This is a genomic window from Ruania halotolerans (assembly GCF_021049285.1).
GTDB lineage: Bacteria > Actinomycetota > Actinomycetes > Actinomycetales > Beutenbergiaceae > Ruania > Ruania halotolerans.
This window is the reverse complement of record NZ_CP088017.1, coordinates 1,447,707-1,465,567: the sequence shown is the minus strand read 5'-3', so window position 1 is coordinate 1,465,567 and position 17,861 is coordinate 1,447,707. Positions and strand designations below refer to the sequence as shown.

The window sequence follows — 17,861 nt, the reverse complement described above, 5'->3', positions numbered from 1 at the left end:
TACCCGCGGGGTGTTGGGCAGGGATGAGGCGTTGCTGCCGGTGCGCATCAGGTGAGAGTAGAGGGAGCTCGCTAGCGCACGCGATAGGTGATTCCACGCAATCCATGGACAAATCCGCGACCGACCATGCGGACATCCGGCACGGCTACGGTAGTGCTGTGTCAGCCGAATCGCCGTTACCCGAGATCACCCCGGACACCAAGGACTGGACCTGGGTGGTGGATCGCCGCTGCCCGGATTGCGGTGCCGAGGTGGGTGTACTCGACCTGACGCAGATCCCGGGCGCTCTGCGCACCCAGCTGGAGGTCTGGCCGGTGGTGCTGCAACGCACTGAGGTGGCCGAACGTCCGGCACCACAGACGTGGTCCACCCTGGAGTACGCCGCCCATGTGCGCGACGTCCTGGGCGTCTTCGATGAGCGGCTCACCCTCCTGCTGGACGAGGATGACCCGGTCTTCGAAGACTGGGACTCGGACGCGGCTGCCGCGGCAGGTCAGTACCTGCAGGAGGATCCGGCACAGGTGGCCGAGCAGATCGCCGACCGCGGTGCGGCGCTGGCGGCCGCGATCGAGGCAGTACCCCCGGAGGCAGCCGATCGCCCCGGACGGCGCAGCAACGGATCGGTGTTCACCGTCACCTCCCTGATGCAGTACCTGCTGCACGACCTGATCCACCACGCGTGGGACGTGACCGACGGCCGGCCAGGTCCGGGTTCGGGCAGCTCACGGGCGGGCGAACCGGAGCCGGTGGAGCCGCCTCCCTTGCAGACCTTCGCCCATCGGCACCGCCGGGTTCTGGGGATCGCGCTGGCAGTGGTGGCACTCGCGCTGGCCGCAGCGTATGTGTTCATCGTTCCTCCACAAACCGACAGCAGCGGACTCCAGGCAGACATCGTGCGATGGAGCGTGCCCGGATGTTGGTCGCTGATCTGCGCTGCGGCGCTGTGCTGGGCACTCGACGCGAAGCAGAAGGTCACCACCGTGATGGCCTATGCGGCCCTACTCGCGTGGTTGGCCTACCTGGCCGCGCGCCTGCTCTGAAGGCAGAGCCTGCTCCGCGGCGACGTTCCTTCCACGGCGACCGCACGCTGAGGCAGAGCCCGGCGTGGCCGAGCCTTGACGGTCAGTTGCGTCATTGCACATGCTCGGCTCGCGACGCCTTGCGGAACTGGGACGGGCTGGTGCCGCTGACGGCCCGGAACTGGCGGGAGAAGTAGAACTCGTCGGTGTAGCCCACCGACCGGGCGATCTCAGCGACTGTCCGGGACGTGGTGACCAGCATCACCCGGGCGCGGGCCATCCGGGTGCGGGTGAGGTAGTCGAGGACGCCGCCACCGGTCGCCTGCCGGAACAGGGCCGCCAGGTGGGAGGTGCTCAGTCCCACGTGCGCAGCGACATCGGGCACCCGGACCGGCTCCTCCAGGTGTTCCAGGAGGTACTCACGGGCCCGTTGGACCGGCCCCGCCTCATCCCGCGGTCCCGCGAGCCGGTCAGCACCCAGCTGGGCGAACACGTACCACGCCGCACCCGCCGCTGCCATCAGGGAAGGAGCGGTCTCGTCCCTTTCGAGCGCCTGGACCACCTGCTCCATCAGATGAACCACGCGCGCGGGATCGTGCAGGTCGACCACTCGTCGCGAACTGCCCGACATCGGCGCGAGCAGGTCCGGGAGATCCGAGCCCGTGGCATGAAGCCACCACAACGTCCAGGGATCGCCGGCATCCGCGCGGTAGAGGTGCCCCGTTCCCGGCGGCAGGACCAGCGCTTGGCCCACCCGCACCGGCACCGTCTCCCCGTCCACGTCACACCAGCCTCGGCCATCGGTGCACACCAGCACCACCGCCTCCCGGGCTCCTTGTGGCCGGGAGCGGCCATGGTTGGCGGCGTGCGGGAAGTAGCCGGCGTCGGTCACGAGCAGCCGGGACGTCAGACCGGACTGAGTTGCGCGGGTCACCAGCGGGCGCGGCAGCACACGCATGCGCTGCCCGGGGAAACCGTCCCTCGTGTACGTCACCATCGGTCCAGTCTGCCCCACGGTCAGCGCTCGGATCATCGAATCGTCCAGGAAGTTCGCACGATCAGACATTCCTGATGCGCCTCACCGGCGCCTAGCGTCGAGGCATGCTCACAGAGGAGCCGACGCTCACCCTCCCGGCCCGGCCCGGCGACCAGGCCGATGCACCCGTCGCTGTCTGGCGCGAACCGCTGCCGCTGCGTACCTACCACCCGGCGCCGCCCTCGGACCTGCCCGCCTATCTCGATGGCCGCGTCTATCAGGGCTCCTCGGGGCGGGTGTACCCGCTGCCCTTCCACGACCGGATCGAATCCGAACCCACAACGCACCAGTGGGACGCGATCCACCTGGAGAACGCGTGGATCCGGCTGGTGATCCTGCCCGAGCTGGGCGGCCGGATCCACCTGGCGATCGACCGCCACTCGGGCGCCGAGATCTTCTACAACAATCCGGTGATCAAACCCGCACTCGTCGGCCTGGCCGGGCCCTGGATCGCCGGCGGCATCGAACTCAACTGGCCCCAGCACCACCGACCCGCCACCTACCTGCCCACCGACACCCACATCACCCACGAAGACGACGGTTCGGTCACCGTCTGGTGCTCCGACCACGACCCCTTTGACCGGATGAAGGGGATGCACGGGGTCCGCCTCCGCCCGGACCGTTCCACCATCGAGCTGCGGGTGCGCCTGTACAACCGCACGCCGCTGACGCAGACCTTCCTGTGGTGGGCGAACGTGGCCGCACGTACCCACCGGGACTTCCAGTCCTTCTTCCCCAGCGACGTTCACATCGTGGCCGATCACGCCAAGCGCGCCATCACCGCCTTCCCCGCCGCGGATCGGCCCTACTACGACATCGACTATCCGAGCCGGGCACACCACACTTTCACCGCGGCCGACGGCGCCCTCGTGTCCGGGGACCGCATCGACTGGCCGGACAACATCCCCGTGCCCACCTCCTACATGGTCACCCACTCTGATCACGATTTCTTCGGAGGCTACGACCACGCCACCAGCCTGGGTTTCGTGCACGTGGCCGACCGGCGCATCGCCGTCGGGAAGAAGCAGTGGACGTGGGGCGAGTCGCGCTTCGGCCGCGCATGGAACCGCAACCTCGCCGATGACGACTCCGCCTATGTCGAACTCATGGCTGGAGTGTTCACCGACAACCAGCCCGATTTCGCCTTCCTCGCCCCCGGTGAGACGAAGGTGTTCTCCCAGGTCTGGTATCCGCTGCGGGATATCGGGCCCGTCACCGAGGCCACGGAGGAGGCGGCGCTGCGGGTCCGGCTGGCCGGCGGCACGCTCGCCATCGGCGTGATCTCCACCTCGACTCGGCCGGGGGCGTTGCTGGAGGTGCTGGACCCTGACGGCACGGTGATCGCCGACCGGGTCGCCGATCTCGATCCGGCCACGCCGGTGCAGTGGGAGGTCGCCGCCGACGGCGCAGCACCGCTGACCGTACGCGTGCGCCATGGCGAGCAGGTGCTGGTGAGTCAACCGACGGCGCAGGCTCGCCAGGGTGAGCAGGGTGAGCAGGGTGAGAGTGTCGAGGTGCTGGCAGCGACGGAACCTGCGCCCCCGGCGCAGGTGGACACCGTCGAAGAGCTGCTCGATATCGCCGGTCACCTGCAGCAGTACCGCCACGCCAGCCGCTCCCCCGAGCCGTACTGGGCGGAAGCGCTACGGCGGGAGCCGGGCCACGCGGGGGTGAGCACCGCCGTCGGGATCGCGCGCCTGCGGCAGGGGCGCCTCGGTGAGGCGGAGACACACCTGCGCACCGCCGTCGGCAGACTCACTGCCTACCACCCCACCCCCAGCGATGTGACGGCGCTGTATCACCTGGGCCTGGTGCTCGCCCTCGGCGAGCGCCCGCAAGAGGCGTACGGCCTGTTCGCTCGCGCCTCCTGGAACCGGCTGTGGCGGGCACCGGCCGGATACGAGATGGCGCGGCTCGACGCCACCGCCCGGCGGGATACGACCGCGCTGCACCGGCTGGACGATGTGCTGCGCGTGGAGCCGGAACACCTGCAGGCGCGCACGCTGCGGGCACTGCTGCTGCGCCGCACCGGGCGTACCGGGGATGCCGCGGCCGAACTGGCTGCGCTGGCCGGCCTCGACCCGCTTCACTGGTGGTCGCGGGACCTTGCCGGCCAGGAACTGCACACCGACGCCCTCACCTGCCTGGACATCGCGAGCGAATACGCGAGCGTCGGCTGCCTCGACGAGGCGCTCCGGGTGATGGAGACGGCCGTCGACCGTGATCGCGGACGCGCCCTGGGGCAACCCTCGGTCACCGCCCTGGCGCACCTGCACCGTGCCGATCTGCTGGAGCGGTCCGGCGACGAGGTCGCCGCCCAGCGCGCCCGTCAGGACGCTGCCGGGGCCGATCGCACCTGGTGCTTCCCGGGACGACTCGAGGACGCCGTCATGCTCACGCGGGCCGTCCAGCGTCACCAGGACGCGGTGGCCCAGGTACTGCTCGGCCACTGGCTGTACGCCTCCGGACGTCAGCAGGAGGCCCTGACGGCGTGGGAGACCGGAGCCCGGGAGGCGGGGGACGCCGTCGTGCACCGCAACATCGGGCTCGCACTGGTGACAGAGGCGGATGATCTGGACGGCGCCCGAGCCGCCTACGACCGAGCACTCGCCCTCGCTCCAGGTCACCCACGGATCCTGCGGGAGAGCGACCAGCTGGACCGGCGACGCGCCATGCCGGTGGCCGCGCGGTTGCGGGCCATCAGCGACGCCCCGCAGGCGGTGGCCGAGCGCGACGATCTCGCCGCCGAACTGGCGCACCTGCTTGTCTGCTCCGGGGATGCGGTCGCAGCGCACCGGATCCTCAGCGGGCGGCAGTTCCAGCCGTGGGAAGGCGGCGAGGGTGAGGTGCTGCGGGTGTGGGAACGCACCTGCACCGCTCTCGCCCGCACCGCCCTGACCGCGGGCAGGCTCGACGAGGCGGCGCAGTCGGTGGCCGGGGCCCTCACGCCGCCGGCCACGCTCGGGGAGGATCGGCACCCGCTCGCCACGACCGCTGGGCTGCAACTGCTCACGGGTGACGTGGCGGCTGCCGCGGGCAGAACCGAGGACGCCGAACGGGCCTGGTCGATCGCCGCCGCTCAGGTGGGTGACTTCCGCACGATGAGCGCCAGCCGCCACAGCGAGGCGACCTACCACAGCGTGCTCGCCCTGCGGCGCCTCGGCCGCGCTGACGAAGCCCGTGCCCTCGCCGCGGACCTCCGGGCGTTCACCGACGAGTTGGCCGCCTCCACGCCCGGTATCGACTACTTCGCCACCTCGCTGCCGGAGATGCTGCTCTTCCCGCCTGACCTGAGCGAACAGCGCGACGTGCGCGTGCAGTTCCTGCGCGCCCAGCTGGACCTGCTGGACGGCGATATGCCGGCGGCGCGAGCGCTGTTGACCGAGATCCTGACCACCGTGCCCGACCATCCCGAGGCCCACGACCTGCTCGCCACGATCGAGGAGCGAGAATGACCTACTCCCCCGTACCGATCCCGGACCATCTGCCTGACCGGTTGACACTGACTCTCTGGGACTTCTCCTGGTTCGTCCGCACTGGACCGGGTGAGCCGTTCGAGGATCTCGACCAGGCATTCGCCGAGGCCGTCGAGCGCGGGTACAACACCATCCGCATCTGCGCGATGCCGTATCTGTTGTTCGGTTCCGGACTCGATACCTCGGCGCTGCACCTCGGATCGATGGGTGGCGAGTACGCCCAGCGGGTGCGCTGGTACGACGTGGCCGCCGAGACAACCATCGACGCCCGTGAGCACCTGCTGGAGCTGTTCCGGGCGGCGAAGCGTCATGACTGCTTCGTGATCGTCTCCTCCTGGGAATACCAGCAGAGCCCGGCATTCGCTGCCACACCTCAGTGGTACGAGGCCCTGCATGCGGTCGAACCCGAGGAGCGGGCCGTGGAGCTGGCCCGGGCAGAGTCCGCCCTGGTGGACTTCCTCACCGAGCACGATCTGGCGGACCGGATCGCCTTCGTGGAGCTGCACAACGAGGTCCAAGTCGGTCATCTGACCGAAGGCCTCAGCGGCGAGCGTGATGACATGGTGCTGGCCCTGCACGACCGCCTCGAGCGCGGCCTGGACGTGTTCCACACGCTGCAGCCGCATGTGCCGGTCACGGTGAACTATGCGGGCGTTCCGGTGGGTGCCATGCGCGGGATTCCCCGCAATGCGGACGTGCTCGTGGTGCACCCCTACACCTACGGGGTGCTGGACGCCCTGATCGAGGCGTACGGCCTGCGGGGGCCCCTCGAGGACTATGCGCAGGAGGCCGCCCGCCGGGACCTGCTGCGCCCGGGGGCCCCGGACGTGACCGAGTGGACGGCGGGCGAGGCCTGGCGGATGCACGCCATGATCGTGAGCAAGCCGGAGATCTACACCCACGACTGGTGCGACCCGCAAGCGTTCGATCGCTGGCTCTACGACCACTACGGCGAGCACCGGCTCGCGATGGACTCCCGTCTCACGCTGTGGCTGGAGACCGCCGCCGATCAGGCGGCCGCCCGCCAGATCCCGCTCGTGCTCGGCGAAGGCTGGGTCGGCTACACACCCAAGGACAGCCGGTTCGAGGAGGGACCGGTCGGCGCACAGATCTGCCGCCGGGCCATGGCCGAGTCCGCCCGCGTCGGCGCGTGGGGCTCAATCGTGTGCTCCAATGCCGCGCCTCAGCACGCGATGTGGGCCGATGTCGGCCTGCAACAGGAGGCAAACGCGATCTTCACCCGAGCCTGATCCACCCCACCACCCCCCACGCGCCGGCACGGCGCACAGCCCAGGAGGTTCGACGATGAACACCACCACCCGCACCAGCCCGGTCTCCCGGCGAGGATTTCTCCTCGGCGCGAGCGCCCTCGGTACCAGCGGTCTGCTGGCCGGTTGCCTCGGTTCCGAAGGAGCACCGGAAGAGACCACCGGCACCGACGAGACGTCCGGGTCGAGCGAGCCGTCCGGCCCGGTCACATTGCAGAACTCGCAGTCCGATCCGGCGCCACGGGAGGCGCTGGAGACCCTGATCGGCGACTACCCCGGCGATGCCGAGATCAACACGGTCGCGATCGAGCAGTTCCGCGCTCAGCTGTCCACCTACCTCACCTCCGCCAACCCACCGGATGTCCTCACCTGGTACGCCGGCTCGGTGGCCCGTGACTACGCAGCCGAAGGGCTGCTGCTCGACGTCTCGGACATGTGGGAGGGCGACGGAGCGTGCGCGAACTTCTCCGACGCACTACGCGAGCTGTCCTCCGCCGAGGACGGCAGCCAGATCTTCGTCCCGACGAACTATTACTGGTGGTCGATCTTCTACAAGAAGTCCGCCTTCGAGGAGTGGGGCGTGAGCGCACCGGAGACCTGGGAGGACTTCCTCGGCCTGTGTGAAGACCTCAAGGGCAGGGGTGTGAGCCCGCTCGCCAACGGCATCGGCTCCACGCCGTGGATGGCCTCGGGCTGGTTCGACTACCTGAATCTGCGCATCAACGGCGCCCAGTACCACCGGGAGCTCCTCGCCGGTGAGCACGCCTTCACCGACCCCGAGGTGGAGGCCGTGCTCGAGGAGTACACGAAGCTCATTCCCTACTTCGACCCGGATATGGCCTCATACTCCTACCAGGAGGCCGTCACGCCGATGGTGCAGAACGAATCGGCCATGTACCTGATCGGGGCGTTCGTCACGCAATTCTTCCCGGAGGACCAGCGCGACGATCTGGACTTCTTCTCGGTGCCGCCGATCAACCCCGACGTCCCCAGTGCCGAGGAAGCACCCACCGACGGCTACTTCGCTGCCTCCGGCACGGACAACCCGGAGGGCACGAAGGAGTTGCTCGCCTACCTCGCCTCGGCACAGTCGCAGCAGACGTTCATCGAGATCTCCGGCTCCTCGAACCTGCCCACCCACCCGGATGTGGACACCTCCGGATTCTCCCCGCTGGTGCAGAAGGGGATCGAGCTGCTGAACAGCACCGAGGAGATCACCCAGTTCTTCAACCGGGACTCCTCCGATGCACTGCAGGCGACGGCGGACGATGCGTTGACGAGGTTCCTCGCCGATCCCTCCGACATCCCGGGCATCCTGGAGGGCTGGCAGGCCGCCGCTGAGCGGGTCTGGGACCAGTGACGGCAGCAGCCGCAGCGGAACGAACCACCGCCCCCACCTCCGGCGGCCCGCGCCCACCCATGGCACGGTGGGCACGGGTGTTCCGCCGGGTGCCGTGGGTGGTGTGGGTGTTCCTGCTCGTGCCGCTGGCCGTCGAGGCCTTCTGGGTGTTCTGGCCGGCGATGAACTCGTTCTCGCTCTCCTTCACCCGGTGGAACGGCGTCGGTGCGGCCGAGCCGGTGGGGCTGGGCAACTACCAGGATCTGATGTCCGACCCGACGTTCCAGACGGCGTTGCGCAACAACGTCATCTGGGTGATCGGCTTCGGCGGTCTCTCAGTAGTGATCGGGCTGGCGCTGGCGGTGCTGCTGAACCGGCCCGGGCGGGGTATCGGGTTGTACCGGGCGGCGATCTACCTGCCGATGGTGTTCTCCCTCGCCGTCACCGGACTGTTCTGGCGAGTGCTGTACTCCCCCGACGGCCTGGTGAACTTCTCGCTCGAGACGGTCGGTCTCGGCGTGCTGGAACGGCAGTGGCTGGCCGATCCGGACGTCGCGCTCTACGCCGTGCTGGTGGCGGCGGTGTGGCGGCAGGTCGGCTACATCATGGTGCTCTACCTGGCCGGTCTCAAGGGTGTGGACCCATCGCTGGAGGAGGCCGCTGCGATGGACGGGGCGAACCGGTGGCAGCGGTTCACCCGCATCGTGATGCCGCAGTTGCGCAGTGTCAACGCCGTGGTCTTCGCGGTCACGGTAATCGACTCGTTGCGCACCTTCGACATCGTGTGGGCGATGACCCGCGGCGGCCCGTACAACTCCACCCACCTGCTGAGCACCTACATGTTCGAGCAAGGCTTCACGCTGGTGAATCTCGGCTATGGCTCGGCGATCGCCGTCGTGATCTTCGCCCTCGCGATCGTATTCATCGTCAGCTATCTCGTCCGTTCCATCCGGCAGGAGGAGTCATGACTGCTGTGACCGAATCGAGGAGCAAGCGCCGCGCGATCGGGCAGCGTTCCCCCTGGTTCCACGTGCTGATGATCCCGTTCACGCTGCTCTGGGTGGCACCGATGGTGTTCGTGCTGATCGTCGCGATGCGCCCGTTCTCCGACATCGTCTCCCGTGGTCTGAGCGCTCTGCCCGCCACCCTGAGCTGGGAGGGTTTCGAGACTGCGCTGACCACCGGCGGCATCGGTGGGGCGCTGCGCAACTCGGCGATCGTGACGGTCGTGGCGGTGGTGCTCTCGCTGTTCCTGGCCTCACTCGCCGCGTACGCGTTGAGCCGGTTCCGGATCCCGGGCCGCACTGTCATCCTGCTGCTGATGCTGGCCGGAAACCTGCTGCCCCCGCAGATCCTGCTCATCCCCGTCGCGAAGATCACCGAGGCCCTGGGGATCTACGACACGCTGTTCGCGCTGATCATCGTCCAGGTGGGCTTCGGTCTCGGCTTCTACACCTTCGTGCTGCACGGGTTCATGCGTGCCCTGCCAAACGAGGTGTTCGAGGCGGCGCGCATCGACGGAGCGGGTCCGGTGCGCATCTACGCGCTCATCGTGCTGCCGTTGGCCCGGCCATCCCTGGCGGCACTCACGGCGTTGGCGACGACCTGGGTCTTCAACGACCTGATCTGGGCGATGACCGTGTTGCGCACGGAGGACAACTTCCCGATCACTGCGGCGCTGCTGAACCTGCAAGGCGGGTTCGTCAGCCAGTGGAACGTGGTGGCTGCCGGTGCAGTGATCGCGGCGATCCCCACCGCCGTGGTGTTCTTCATCTTCCAGAAGCAGTTCGTCTCCGGGCTGCTCGTCGGAGCCAACAAATGAGAATCCCGACGGAGTCCGGCACCCTGGTCTTCGAGGTCACCGAGGCAGGGCCGTACCTGCGCAGCTGGGGACCCAATGGCGGCTCACTGCCAGCACCGGGGCACGCGTCGTTCCTGACCCGCCACGACGCACTGCCGACGGTGCTGACGGCGGCTGGGACCCGCCACGTGCACCGGGGCGAGCTGCTCGCCCACCGCGCGGACGGTCGCACCGGGGTGCGCCTCGTCCCGGGTGAGACCACGATCAGCGAGGACGGGACGCGAACCCGGCTGTGCGCCGTCTGGCGGGGTGAGGGCCTCGAGGTGACGGTGTACGTGGAAGGCGACACCCGGCATGACGCGGTGGCTCAGTGGGCTGAGATTCGCAGCACGAGCCAGGAGCCGCTGTGGCTCACCCGGGCGTTCGGCGGCGCGTGGGACCTGCCGGTGGGGCCGGGCGCGCGGGTGGGCGCCCTGGTGGGTGCCTGGAGCCGGGAGCTGACGCCGGTCACCGTGGACCTGCCGGCCGGCATATTCGGGCTCGGCAGCCGGCAGGGCGTCACCTCGCACACCTATGCGCCGGTGGTCACGCTCGTTCCGCGCGAGGGCGAGGGGGCGTATGCGGTGGCGCTGGCGTGGAGCGGCTCGTGGTCGATGACGATCGACGCCGCACCCTTCGCCGACCGGGTGCGGGTCGGCGCCGGTACCGACGACGAGACCGGCGTGATCCTGCTGGAGCCGGGGGAATCGTTCACCACCCCTCGTACGTACGCGATCCGCAGCGACGACGCAGGCGACCTCTCCCGGGCCTGGCACGCGTTCCAGCGCACCGAGCTGCGCCGGGACCGCTCGGCCCAGCACCACCCGGTGGTCTACAACTCCTGGTACGCCACCGAGTTCGACGTGCGGGTCGATCACCAGCTGGCGCTCGCCGAACGAGCGGCGGCGCTCGGGGCCGAGGTGTTCGTGCTCGACGACGGCTGGTTCCGCGGTCGGACTTCAGACGCCTCCGGGCTGGGCGACTGGCAGGTGGACACCTCGAAGTTCCCGGACGGACTCACCCCGCTGATCGACGGGGTGCGAGCACTCCGGATGCGGTTCGGCATCTGGGTGGAACCGGAGTGCGTGAACCCCGACAGCGACCTGTTCCGCACGCACCCGGACTGGGTGTACCGGGCCGGGGACCGGCCGCTGGTGACCTCCCGGAACCAGTACGTCCTCGACCTGGGCAGGCCCGAGGTGGAGGCGTTCGTGGCCGGCATGCTCCGCGACCTGCTCGGCGGGCACGACATCAGCTACCTGAAGTGGGACATGAATCGCCCCGTCAGCGACGGCGGCCGGCCCGGCGACCCGCACGGCGGCGAGTGGTCGGTCCAGCACACCCGCGCCTACTACCGGCTGCTGGAACTGGTGCGAGCAGAGTTTCCGCACGTGACCTTCGAGGCGTGCGCCTCCGGTGGTGGCCGCACCGATCTGGAGGTGCTGCGCCGCAGCGATGTGGTGTGGGCCAGTGACGAGACGGGTCCGCGGGACCGGTTGGCGATCCAGCACGGGTTCCTCTCCGTCTACGCCGCGAGCTGGCTGAGTTCGTGGGTGACCGATGAGCCGGATCGGCTCGATACCGCCGGTGAACCAGTCAGCCTGACGTTCCGGTTCCTGGTGGCCATGTGCGGGGTGCTGGGCGTGGGCGGGGACCTGCTCGCGTGGCCGGAGGACGACCGTGAGCTGGCGGCCTCACTCGTGGCGACCTATCGGCAGATCCGGGAGGTGGTGCTCGAGGGTGAGGTGCATCGCCACGGCGACCCGGCGGATCCGCAGTACGCCGTGGAGTACCGCACGTCCGGGCAGCGGGTGGTGATGGTCTTCACGCGTGGCGCGCACCGGTCACCGGTGCACCTGACCGGCCTTTCGGGCGGTGAGCACGTGGACACGCTCGGCCCGGATGGCACGCTTCACGACGCCGGTGCAGTCACAGCAGCGCAGTCGGCCGAGGGGCTGTGGGCTCCGCATCGCGCAGCGGGTGATGCGGACCTGCTCGTGCTCACCAGCCTCGGTGCCGGAATCTGACCTGCTGCCCGGGCCGAATCTGCGCGGAGGCATCGGCGGCGGCCTCGGTGAGCACCCCGATCACCGGGTAGCCGCCTGTCACCGGGTGGTCGGGCCCGAAGATCAACGGCTTCCCGTCCGGCGGCACCTGGATGCTCCCGCGCACCACGCCCTCCGACGCAAGCTCGCCGGGGCGTGCCCGTTCCAGTACCGGGCCGTCCAGACGCACCCCCACCCGGTCGCCGGTGTCGGTCACCGTGTACGGCTCGGACAGGAACGTCTCCACCGCGGCGGGTGTGAACCACTCCCGTCGCGGCCCGGGCAGCACGTCGAGCAGGAAGGGCATATGCGCAGACCCGTGGCCGGCGTCGATCGTCGGGACCGGGCCGGTCCCCGCACCGACGGCCAACATGTCCCCCGCCTGCACGGGCGGGGGCCCGAGCCCGGAGAGCACGTCGTGACTGGCCGATCCGAGCACGAGCGGCACGTCCAGCCCGCCCCGGACGGCCAGATAGCTACGTAGCCCCCACGGCGGAGTACGCAAGACCAGCTCGGCCCCGGCCGGGAGCATCACCACCGCTCCGGGCGGATGCACCATGCCGTCGGCCTTCAGCGGCGCCGATGCACCGGCGAGGGTCACGAGCACCTCCTGCTCGGCGCGCAGGTGTAACCGGCCCAGCATGATCTCCAGGGCCGGGGCATCATCAGAGTTGCCCAACCTCCGATTAGCGGCCACCAGGGCGCCCCGGTCAGCCGCCCCGGAGACCGGCACCCCGGAGGAGGCATGGCCGGCGCGGCCGAGGTCCTCGATCAGCACGAGCCCGGCATCCAGCACCCGCAGCATCAGCACACCTCCCGGAACTGGACCCGTGCCCCAGCCTGCAGCAGCGCGGGCGGGTCGGCCGTGACGTCGAACAGCACGGCGTCGGTACGTCCCAGCAGTCGCCAGCCGCCCGGGGAGGAGCGGGGGTAGACGGCGGCCCTGTCCCCCGCGATCGCCACAGCCCCGGCGGGTACAGACGTGCGCGGAGTGTCCAGGCGTGACACATGCAGAACCGGGTCGAGTCCGGAGAGGTAGGCGAAACCGGGCGCGAAGCCGAGGAAGTCCACGGTGTACGTCGTCCCGGTGTGCCGGGCGATCACCTCGGCCGTGCTCATGTGGGTGAGGCGAGCGACATCGTCCAGGTCTGGGCCGTCGTAGCGGACGTCAATGACCACCACATCGCCATCGCCCTCGTGGTCGCCGAGTCGGTTCACGCCCTCCGCCTGGGCACGTTCTGCTCGCGTGGTCTGCTCCGTCTGCTCAGCGAACGCCACCACCTCTGCAAGCGCCGACTCCTCGGCCACGGTCACCAGGACGGTCCGCGACGCGGGCACCACGTCCTGCACTCGGGCCAGCCGGCCCTGCGCCTGCGCAGCCTGGACAGCGCCGGCAAGAGCGTGCACGGCCGCCAGGTCGGCCACCTCGAACAGCACGGCTCGTTCCCCGCTGGGCAGTACGCGCAGGCTCATGTAAACGACACAGGGCTCAGGCCGGCTCGATCGAGAGCGGCACGCACGTGTGTAGCGATCGCGACGGCGCCGGGCGTATCCCCGTGCACACACAGGGTGCGAATGTCCAGCGAAACGGACGTACCGTCGTCAGCGATCATCGTGCCGGTGCGCAGCAGCTGCATCACACGCTCGGCGATCACGATGGGATCGTGCAGCACGGCGCCGGGCTGTTCCCGGGGGACGAGGCCGCCGTCGGAGGTATAGGCACGATCGGCAAATGCCTCCGGCACCGCGCCCAAGCCCGCTCTGCCTGCCAGGTCGAGCAGGAGGGAGCCCGGCGGACCGACGACGGCGAGCCCCGCCTCGGCCGCTGTCGTCACCACGGCCCGTGCATGCTCAGGATCGCGCGTGGCCGCGTGGTACAGCGCCCCGTGCGGCTTCAGGTAGGTCACCTGCGCCCCGACGGCGCTCGCCTCCTCGATCAGGGCGCGCACCTGAGTCCGCAGCTCGTTCGTGAGTACCGCTTCACTGATCACGACCGGCGCTCGCCCGAAGTTCTCCCGGTCCGGATACGCCGGGTGCGCCCCGATCCGTACCCCGTGGGTGAGCGCCACCGCACAGGTCGCTGCCATCGTGTCGGCATCTCCCGCGTGGCCGCCGCACGCGATGTTGGCGCTGGTCACGACACTGAGCATCGCGGCGTCATCGCCGACCCCCTCACCGAGGTCAGCGTTCAGGTCCAAAGTTCCCGATCGCATCGCTCGATGATCCCACGGGGGCCCGAGGGCCGGGGTCTGACAGGTGGCGCCCGGACCCTGTGATAGCCCGATCAGGCCACGAAGACCGCACGGCGAGCCGCCCGGCGCAGCGTCACCAGTACCGCATGGCCCGCCACCGCGACCCCGAGCACCGTGGTCACGGCCCGGGTGAGATCCCAGGGCAGGGACGTCACCACGCTGTAGGTGAGGAACCGGTGGAGGTTCTCGGTCACGGCAGCTCCGGGAATGAAGGAGATTTCGGTGGCCGCCCCGAGCAGGAAAGGCCAGAAGGACAGGTTCATCGCGATGCCGAACAGGACTGAAGCGAGTGCACCATAGGTGGCCAGCAAGACCAGCTCACCGACCCCACGCACGCGTACCTGGGCCCGGCCCCAGCCGATCCGGTGCGGAAGTAACCCCGCTCCGAGACCCACCCACGCGGCGCCGAGCATCTGGTAAGGCAGCCATGGGCCGACCCCGCCGGTCAGCAGCGCGGAGGCAAACAGAGTCGTCCCCCCAAGGAGGAACCCGAAACCGGGCCCGAAGACTCGCCCGCCGAGCACCAGCAGCACGAACACGGTCTCCACGCCCCCGGTCCCGGCCGCCAACGGCCGGATCAGGGCACCGACTGCGGCGAGTAGCCCAAGCATTGCCACCGCCCGCACGTCCATCCCGCCGTCGCTGACCGCTGTGGCCACCACCAGCAGGGACGCGCCGAGGACCACCCCGAGCACCAGGGGTGCCGTCGCATCCCCGTCCAAGACAGCTCCCGCATCCACGAGCAGCGGCCAGGCGAACGCCAACAGGCCAACTGCAGAGACCAGCACGAGCGAGACAGTCAGTCGCGGCCCCACGGGCACGGCGCGGGCCGCCAGCCACGGCCGGTCCGAGACCACAGTCACCTCGAACTCCCCAGATCCCCCGGCAGCGCGGCGCGCACTTCGTCCACGGTGAGCCACGGCGCCGGGCTGAGCACCTTCGCCACCTGCGGTGCGAACAGTGCCGAATCGGCGAGCACCGCACGTGCAGGCCCCTCCGCCACGACCTCCCCCGCGGCGAGTTGGACCACGCGGTGCGCCACCTGTGCTGCGAACTCGACGTCATGAGTGGCCACCAGTACCCCTCGACCCTGCGCTGCCAACTCACGCAGCATCATCACCAGGTGACGTTTCGAGATGTAGTCCAGGCCGCGGGTGGGCTCGTCCAGCAGCAGGACCTCGGGTTCCCGAACCAGTTGAATCGCCACGGCGAGTGCGAGTCGCTGCCCCTCGGAGAGGTCGCGTGGGTTTGCCTCCTCGGGCACGCCGGGCAGAAGGCGATCCAGCACGGTACGGGTGGCGCCCGCGGGTCGGGCGGCAGCCTCATCGGCGGTGCGGCACTCCTGAGCCACGGTGAGCAGGTAGAGCAGGTCTTCCGGAGACTGCGGGACGAGCGCTACCCCGGTACGGACCGTACCGTCAGAGCCGTCAGAGCCGTCACGACGAGTGGCCGATCCACGCACCCGCCCACCGGAGGACTTCTGGGCCCCGGCCAGCGCCCACAGCAACGAGGACTTCCCTGCTCCGTTGCGGCCCATCACCGCCGTCACCACGCCCGCGGGTACGCTCACGTCCACCCCGGCAAGGGCCACCATCGGGCCGTATGTCACGCGCAGGCGTTCGGCGCGCAACGGTGCGGCAGCACGATCGACGGGGACGGCAGCGTCGGCATCGTCAGCAGTGCGGCCCGCTTGGGCGGACTCAGGCGAACCGAGACGTTCGCGCAGGCCGGCGGACCGCCGTCGGGCCTCTCGGACGGTGAGCGGCACCGGATCCCACCCGGCCGCGCGGCCCAACTCCACCACGGGCGGTGCCACGGCGGCCGTAGCGAGGACTGCGGCGGGATCTCCCACCTGGGCACGACCGCCGTCCAGGGCGATCACCCGGTCGGCGAAACCGACCACGCGTTCGAGCCGGTGCTCGGCGAGCAGCACCGTCACCCCAGCGTCGTGGACGAGGCGGGCGAGGGCGGCGAGCACATCCTCGGCCGCGCCCGGGTCGAGCGCGGAGGTGGGTTCGTCGAGCACCAGCACGCGCGGTTGGGCGGTGAGCACCGCACCAATCGCGACCCGTTGCTGCTCGCCACCGGAGAGCGTGCTCAACTGCCGGCTGCGCAGATCGGCAAGTCCGAGCAGGTCGAGCACCTCCTCCACGCGGCGGCGCATCAGCACCGGCGGCACACCCAGCTGTTCCATCGCGAAGGCGAGCTCGTCCTCGACCACGTCGGTCACGAAGGTGGCGAGCGGGTCCTGCCCCACCACCCCGACGACGTCCGCGAGGTCGCGAGGACGGTGCGTGCGGGTGTCCCTGCCTGCCACTCGCACAGTGCCAGTCACCGTTCCGCCGGTCAGGTGCGGTACTCGTGCGCTCACGGCGCCCAACAGAGTGGACTTACCCGATCCGGTGGGTCCCACCACCAGGCACAACTCGCCCTCCTCGACGACGGCGCTGACGTCGTCGAGCACGGCGCGGGTGCCGTAGGCCACGCCTAGGCCATCGATCTGGATCATCGCGCCTCCCTCTCGGCCGGGCCGATCACAGCGGGGAGCGCCACGACGAGTGCGGCAACGCCGCCGAGCACCAGTGGCAGTTGACCCGGCAGGGCGACCGGCCAGGTCGTGCGTGCCGCGGCGGTGACGGCCACTGCGAGCACCGCAGCCACCAGGCCGGCCCCGGACACCAGCCACGCTCGGCCGTCCCAGGGTTGCCGGCGGTAGCGGGTGCGCACCACCGCCCGGGATGCAGCGACCGAGCCCGCCACGGCAAGCACCACGCCCATGGCAAGGAGCACGACGGCGAGGGGCCGGGGTGCTTGCACGTCCAGCAGTGCGTAGGTTCCGCCGACCGCGGCTGCGAGCGCCACCACCAGCGCCACCGTGACGAACGTGCCCCCACCCCGGTGCGCCCGGGCATAGCCGCGCGCGTCCATCGACGCGGCCAGGTCCAGCGCCTGATCGAGCGCACCGGCCAGCACAGGGACCAACCGTGCCGTGAAGGCCCGCAGACCACGAGCCGGAGCGCCCCGCAGGCGCTGGGCCCGGCGGACCCGGACGATGGCCGAGAGGAGCTGCGGGGTGACCGAGACGGCGATCACCGCCGCGGCACCGAGGTGGTGCAGGGAGGCAGGCAGGCTGCGCAGCGCCAGTCGCGGGTTCGCGACGGCGTTCACCGCGCCGAAGGTGATGACGAGCGTGGCGAGGGTCAGGCCGGCCGTGGCGGCCTGGCGCAACCCATCGGCATGTACCGGCCCGAGCAAAGTGAGGTTGGTGAACCATCCCGGCAACGGGATCTCGGGCAGATCCCAGAGCACCGGGCTGGAATCACCGAGCCCGACCACCACATAGAAGCCCACCCGCAGCACCACGATCACCACCCCGAGGGCCAGAGCCACGGGAAAGGCCCTCGCCCATGGAGTATCCGCCCGGCAGGCGAGCGCCACCAGGACCACCGCGAGCAGGAGGAGCATCGTCACCGTCGGCTCACCGATCCGCATGATGGCGACGGCCGCGCCCGCGGCCCACGCCCACCATGCCAGTGGGTGCGTGATCGTGTTCATCGGCGTGCTCCTTGCCGGGTGGTCTGGCGCC

The 17,861-nt window shown here is 70.0% G+C and carries 14 protein-coding genes; 7 read left to right on the top strand and 7 right to left on the bottom strand.

What is annotated here, in order from left to right; all coding sequences use genetic code 11:
- Nucleotides 1-104: 104 nt before the first annotated feature.
- Nucleotides 105-1,040, top strand: coding sequence for a DinB family protein (locus LQF10_RS19465; protein ID WP_354002635.1), 936 nt, complete (start codon nt 105-107; stop codon nt 1,038-1,040).
- A gap of 91 nt (nt 1,041-1,131) precedes the next feature.
- On the opposite strand, the gene LQF10_RS06375 is transcribed toward LQF10_RS19465, so the two are convergent.
- Nucleotides 1,132-2,085, bottom strand: a complete 954-nt coding sequence (locus LQF10_RS06375) for an AraC family transcriptional regulator (RefSeq protein WP_231066644.1) — start codon at nt 2,083-2,085, stop codon at nt 1,132-1,134.
- 35 nt (nt 2,086-2,120) lie between these two features.
- Here LQF10_RS06375 and LQF10_RS06370 point away from each other — a divergent pair, with 35 nt between their 5' ends.
- Genes LQF10_RS06370 through LQF10_RS06345 form a run of 6 tightly spaced genes read left to right on the top strand, consistent with a single transcriptional unit; the run spans nt 2,121 to nt 12,005 of the window.
- Nucleotides 2,121-5,510, top strand: a complete 3,390-nt coding sequence (locus LQF10_RS06370; protein ID WP_231066643.1) for a DUF5107 domain-containing protein — start codon at nt 2,121-2,123, stop codon at nt 5,508-5,510.
- The gene (locus LQF10_RS06365) at nt 5,507-6,781 is read left to right on the top strand and encodes a cellulase-like family protein (protein ID WP_231066642.1); all 1,275 of its coding nucleotides are present in this window, start codon (nt 5,507-5,509) and stop codon (nt 6,779-6,781) included. Before LQF10_RS06370 ends, LQF10_RS06365 begins: the two co-directional genes overlap by 4 nt.
- Nucleotides 6,782-6,836: 55 nt before the next feature.
- Nucleotides 6,837-8,159 carry an ABC transporter substrate-binding protein gene (locus LQF10_RS06360; RefSeq protein ID WP_231066641.1) on the top strand — a complete coding sequence of 441 codons (1,323 nt, stop codon included), beginning with the start codon at nt 6,837-6,839 and terminating at the stop codon, nt 8,157-8,159.
- Entirely contained in the window at nt 8,156-9,106 is a 951-nt protein-coding gene (locus LQF10_RS06355; protein WP_231066640.1) for a carbohydrate ABC transporter permease, read from the top strand. The genes LQF10_RS06360 and LQF10_RS06355 overlap by 4 nt, the downstream gene beginning before the upstream one ends.
- On the top strand, nt 9,103-9,960 hold the full coding sequence (locus LQF10_RS06350; protein WP_231066639.1) for a carbohydrate ABC transporter permease: 858 nt from the start codon (nt 9,103-9,105) through the stop codon (nt 9,958-9,960). The genes LQF10_RS06355 and LQF10_RS06350 overlap by 4 nt, the downstream gene beginning before the upstream one ends.
- Entirely contained in the window at nt 9,957-12,005 is a 2,049-nt protein-coding gene (locus LQF10_RS06345) for an alpha-galactosidase (protein ID WP_231066638.1), read from the top strand. The genes LQF10_RS06350 and LQF10_RS06345 overlap by 4 nt, the downstream gene beginning before the upstream one ends.
- Here the strand turns inward: LQF10_RS06345 and LQF10_RS06340 are convergent.
- From LQF10_RS06340 to LQF10_RS06315, 6 genes are all read right to left on the bottom strand, one after another.
- Complete coding sequence (locus LQF10_RS06340; protein ID WP_231066637.1) at nt 11,980-12,828, bottom strand: 5-oxoprolinase subunit C family protein; 849 nt, start codon at nt 12,826-12,828, stop codon at nt 11,980-11,982. The two genes, LQF10_RS06345 and LQF10_RS06340, sit on opposite strands and share 26 nt — an antisense overlap.
- Nucleotides 12,828-13,496, bottom strand: coding sequence for a 5-oxoprolinase subunit B family protein (locus tag LQF10_RS06335; protein ID WP_231066636.1), 669 nt, complete (start codon nt 13,494-13,496; stop codon nt 12,828-12,830). Before LQF10_RS06335 ends, LQF10_RS06340 begins: the two co-directional genes overlap by 1 nt.
- Nucleotides 13,493-14,236: a 5-oxoprolinase subunit PxpA gene (locus LQF10_RS06330; RefSeq protein ID WP_231066635.1), complete on the bottom strand. Its 744-nt coding sequence runs from the start codon at nt 14,234-14,236 to the stop codon at nt 13,493-13,495. The genes LQF10_RS06335 and LQF10_RS06330 overlap by 4 nt, the downstream gene beginning before the upstream one ends.
- 71 nt (nt 14,237-14,307) lie before the next feature.
- On the bottom strand, nt 14,308-15,138 hold the full coding sequence (locus LQF10_RS06325; protein ID WP_231066634.1) for an ECF transporter S component: 831 nt from the start codon (nt 15,136-15,138) through the stop codon (nt 14,308-14,310).
- On the bottom strand, nt 15,135-16,784 hold the full coding sequence (locus tag LQF10_RS06320) for an ABC transporter ATP-binding protein (RefSeq protein ID WP_231066633.1): 1,650 nt from the start codon (nt 16,782-16,784) through the stop codon (nt 15,135-15,137). Before LQF10_RS06320 ends, LQF10_RS06325 begins: the two co-directional genes overlap by 4 nt.
- On the bottom strand, nt 16,781-17,830 hold the full coding sequence (locus LQF10_RS06315) for an energy-coupling factor transporter transmembrane component T (RefSeq protein WP_231066632.1): 1,050 nt from the start codon (nt 17,828-17,830) through the stop codon (nt 16,781-16,783). The genes LQF10_RS06320 and LQF10_RS06315 overlap by 4 nt, the downstream gene beginning before the upstream one ends.
- Between the last annotated feature and the right edge of the window lie 31 nt (nt 17,831-17,861).

What these genes read in the sequence shown, in the direction of transcription:
- LQF10_RS06360 (WP_231066641.1), top strand. Translation starts at nt 6,837, where the DNA reads ATGAACACCACCACCCGCACCAGCCCGGTCTCCCGGCGAGGATTTCTC.
- LQF10_RS06370 (WP_231066643.1), top strand. Translation starts at nt 2,121, where the DNA reads ATGCTCACAGAGGAGCCGACGCTCACCCTCCCGGCCCGGCCCGGCGAC.
- LQF10_RS06340 (WP_231066637.1), bottom strand. Translation starts at nt 12,828, where the DNA reads ATGCTGCGGGTGCTGGATGCCGGGCTCGTGCTGATCGAGGACCTCGGC.
- LQF10_RS19465 (WP_354002635.1), top strand. Translation starts at nt 105, where the DNA reads ATGGACAAATCCGCGACCGACCATGCGGACATCCGGCACGGCTACGGT.
- LQF10_RS06350 (WP_231066639.1), top strand. Translation starts at nt 9,103, where the DNA reads ATGACTGCTGTGACCGAATCGAGGAGCAAGCGCCGCGCGATCGGGCAG.
- LQF10_RS06335 (WP_231066636.1), bottom strand. Translation starts at nt 13,496, where the DNA reads ATGAGCCTGCGCGTACTGCCCAGCGGGGAACGAGCCGTGCTGTTCGAG.
- LQF10_RS06315 (WP_231066632.1), bottom strand. Translation starts at nt 17,830, where the DNA reads ATGAACACGATCACGCACCCACTGGCATGGTGGGCGTGGGCCGCGGGC.
- LQF10_RS06330 (WP_231066635.1), bottom strand. Translation starts at nt 14,236, where the DNA reads ATGCGATCGGGAACTTTGGACCTGAACGCTGACCTCGGTGAGGGGGTC.
- LQF10_RS06365 (WP_231066642.1), top strand. Translation starts at nt 5,507, where the DNA reads ATGACCTACTCCCCCGTACCGATCCCGGACCATCTGCCTGACCGGTTG.
- LQF10_RS06375 (WP_231066644.1), bottom strand. Translation starts at nt 2,085, where the DNA reads ATGTCTGATCGTGCGAACTTCCTGGACGATTCGATGATCCGAGCGCTG.
- LQF10_RS06320 (WP_231066633.1), bottom strand. Translation starts at nt 16,784, where the DNA reads ATGATCCAGATCGATGGCCTAGGCGTGGCCTACGGCACCCGCGCCGTG.
- LQF10_RS06345 (WP_231066638.1), top strand. Translation starts at nt 9,957, where the DNA reads ATGAGAATCCCGACGGAGTCCGGCACCCTGGTCTTCGAGGTCACCGAG.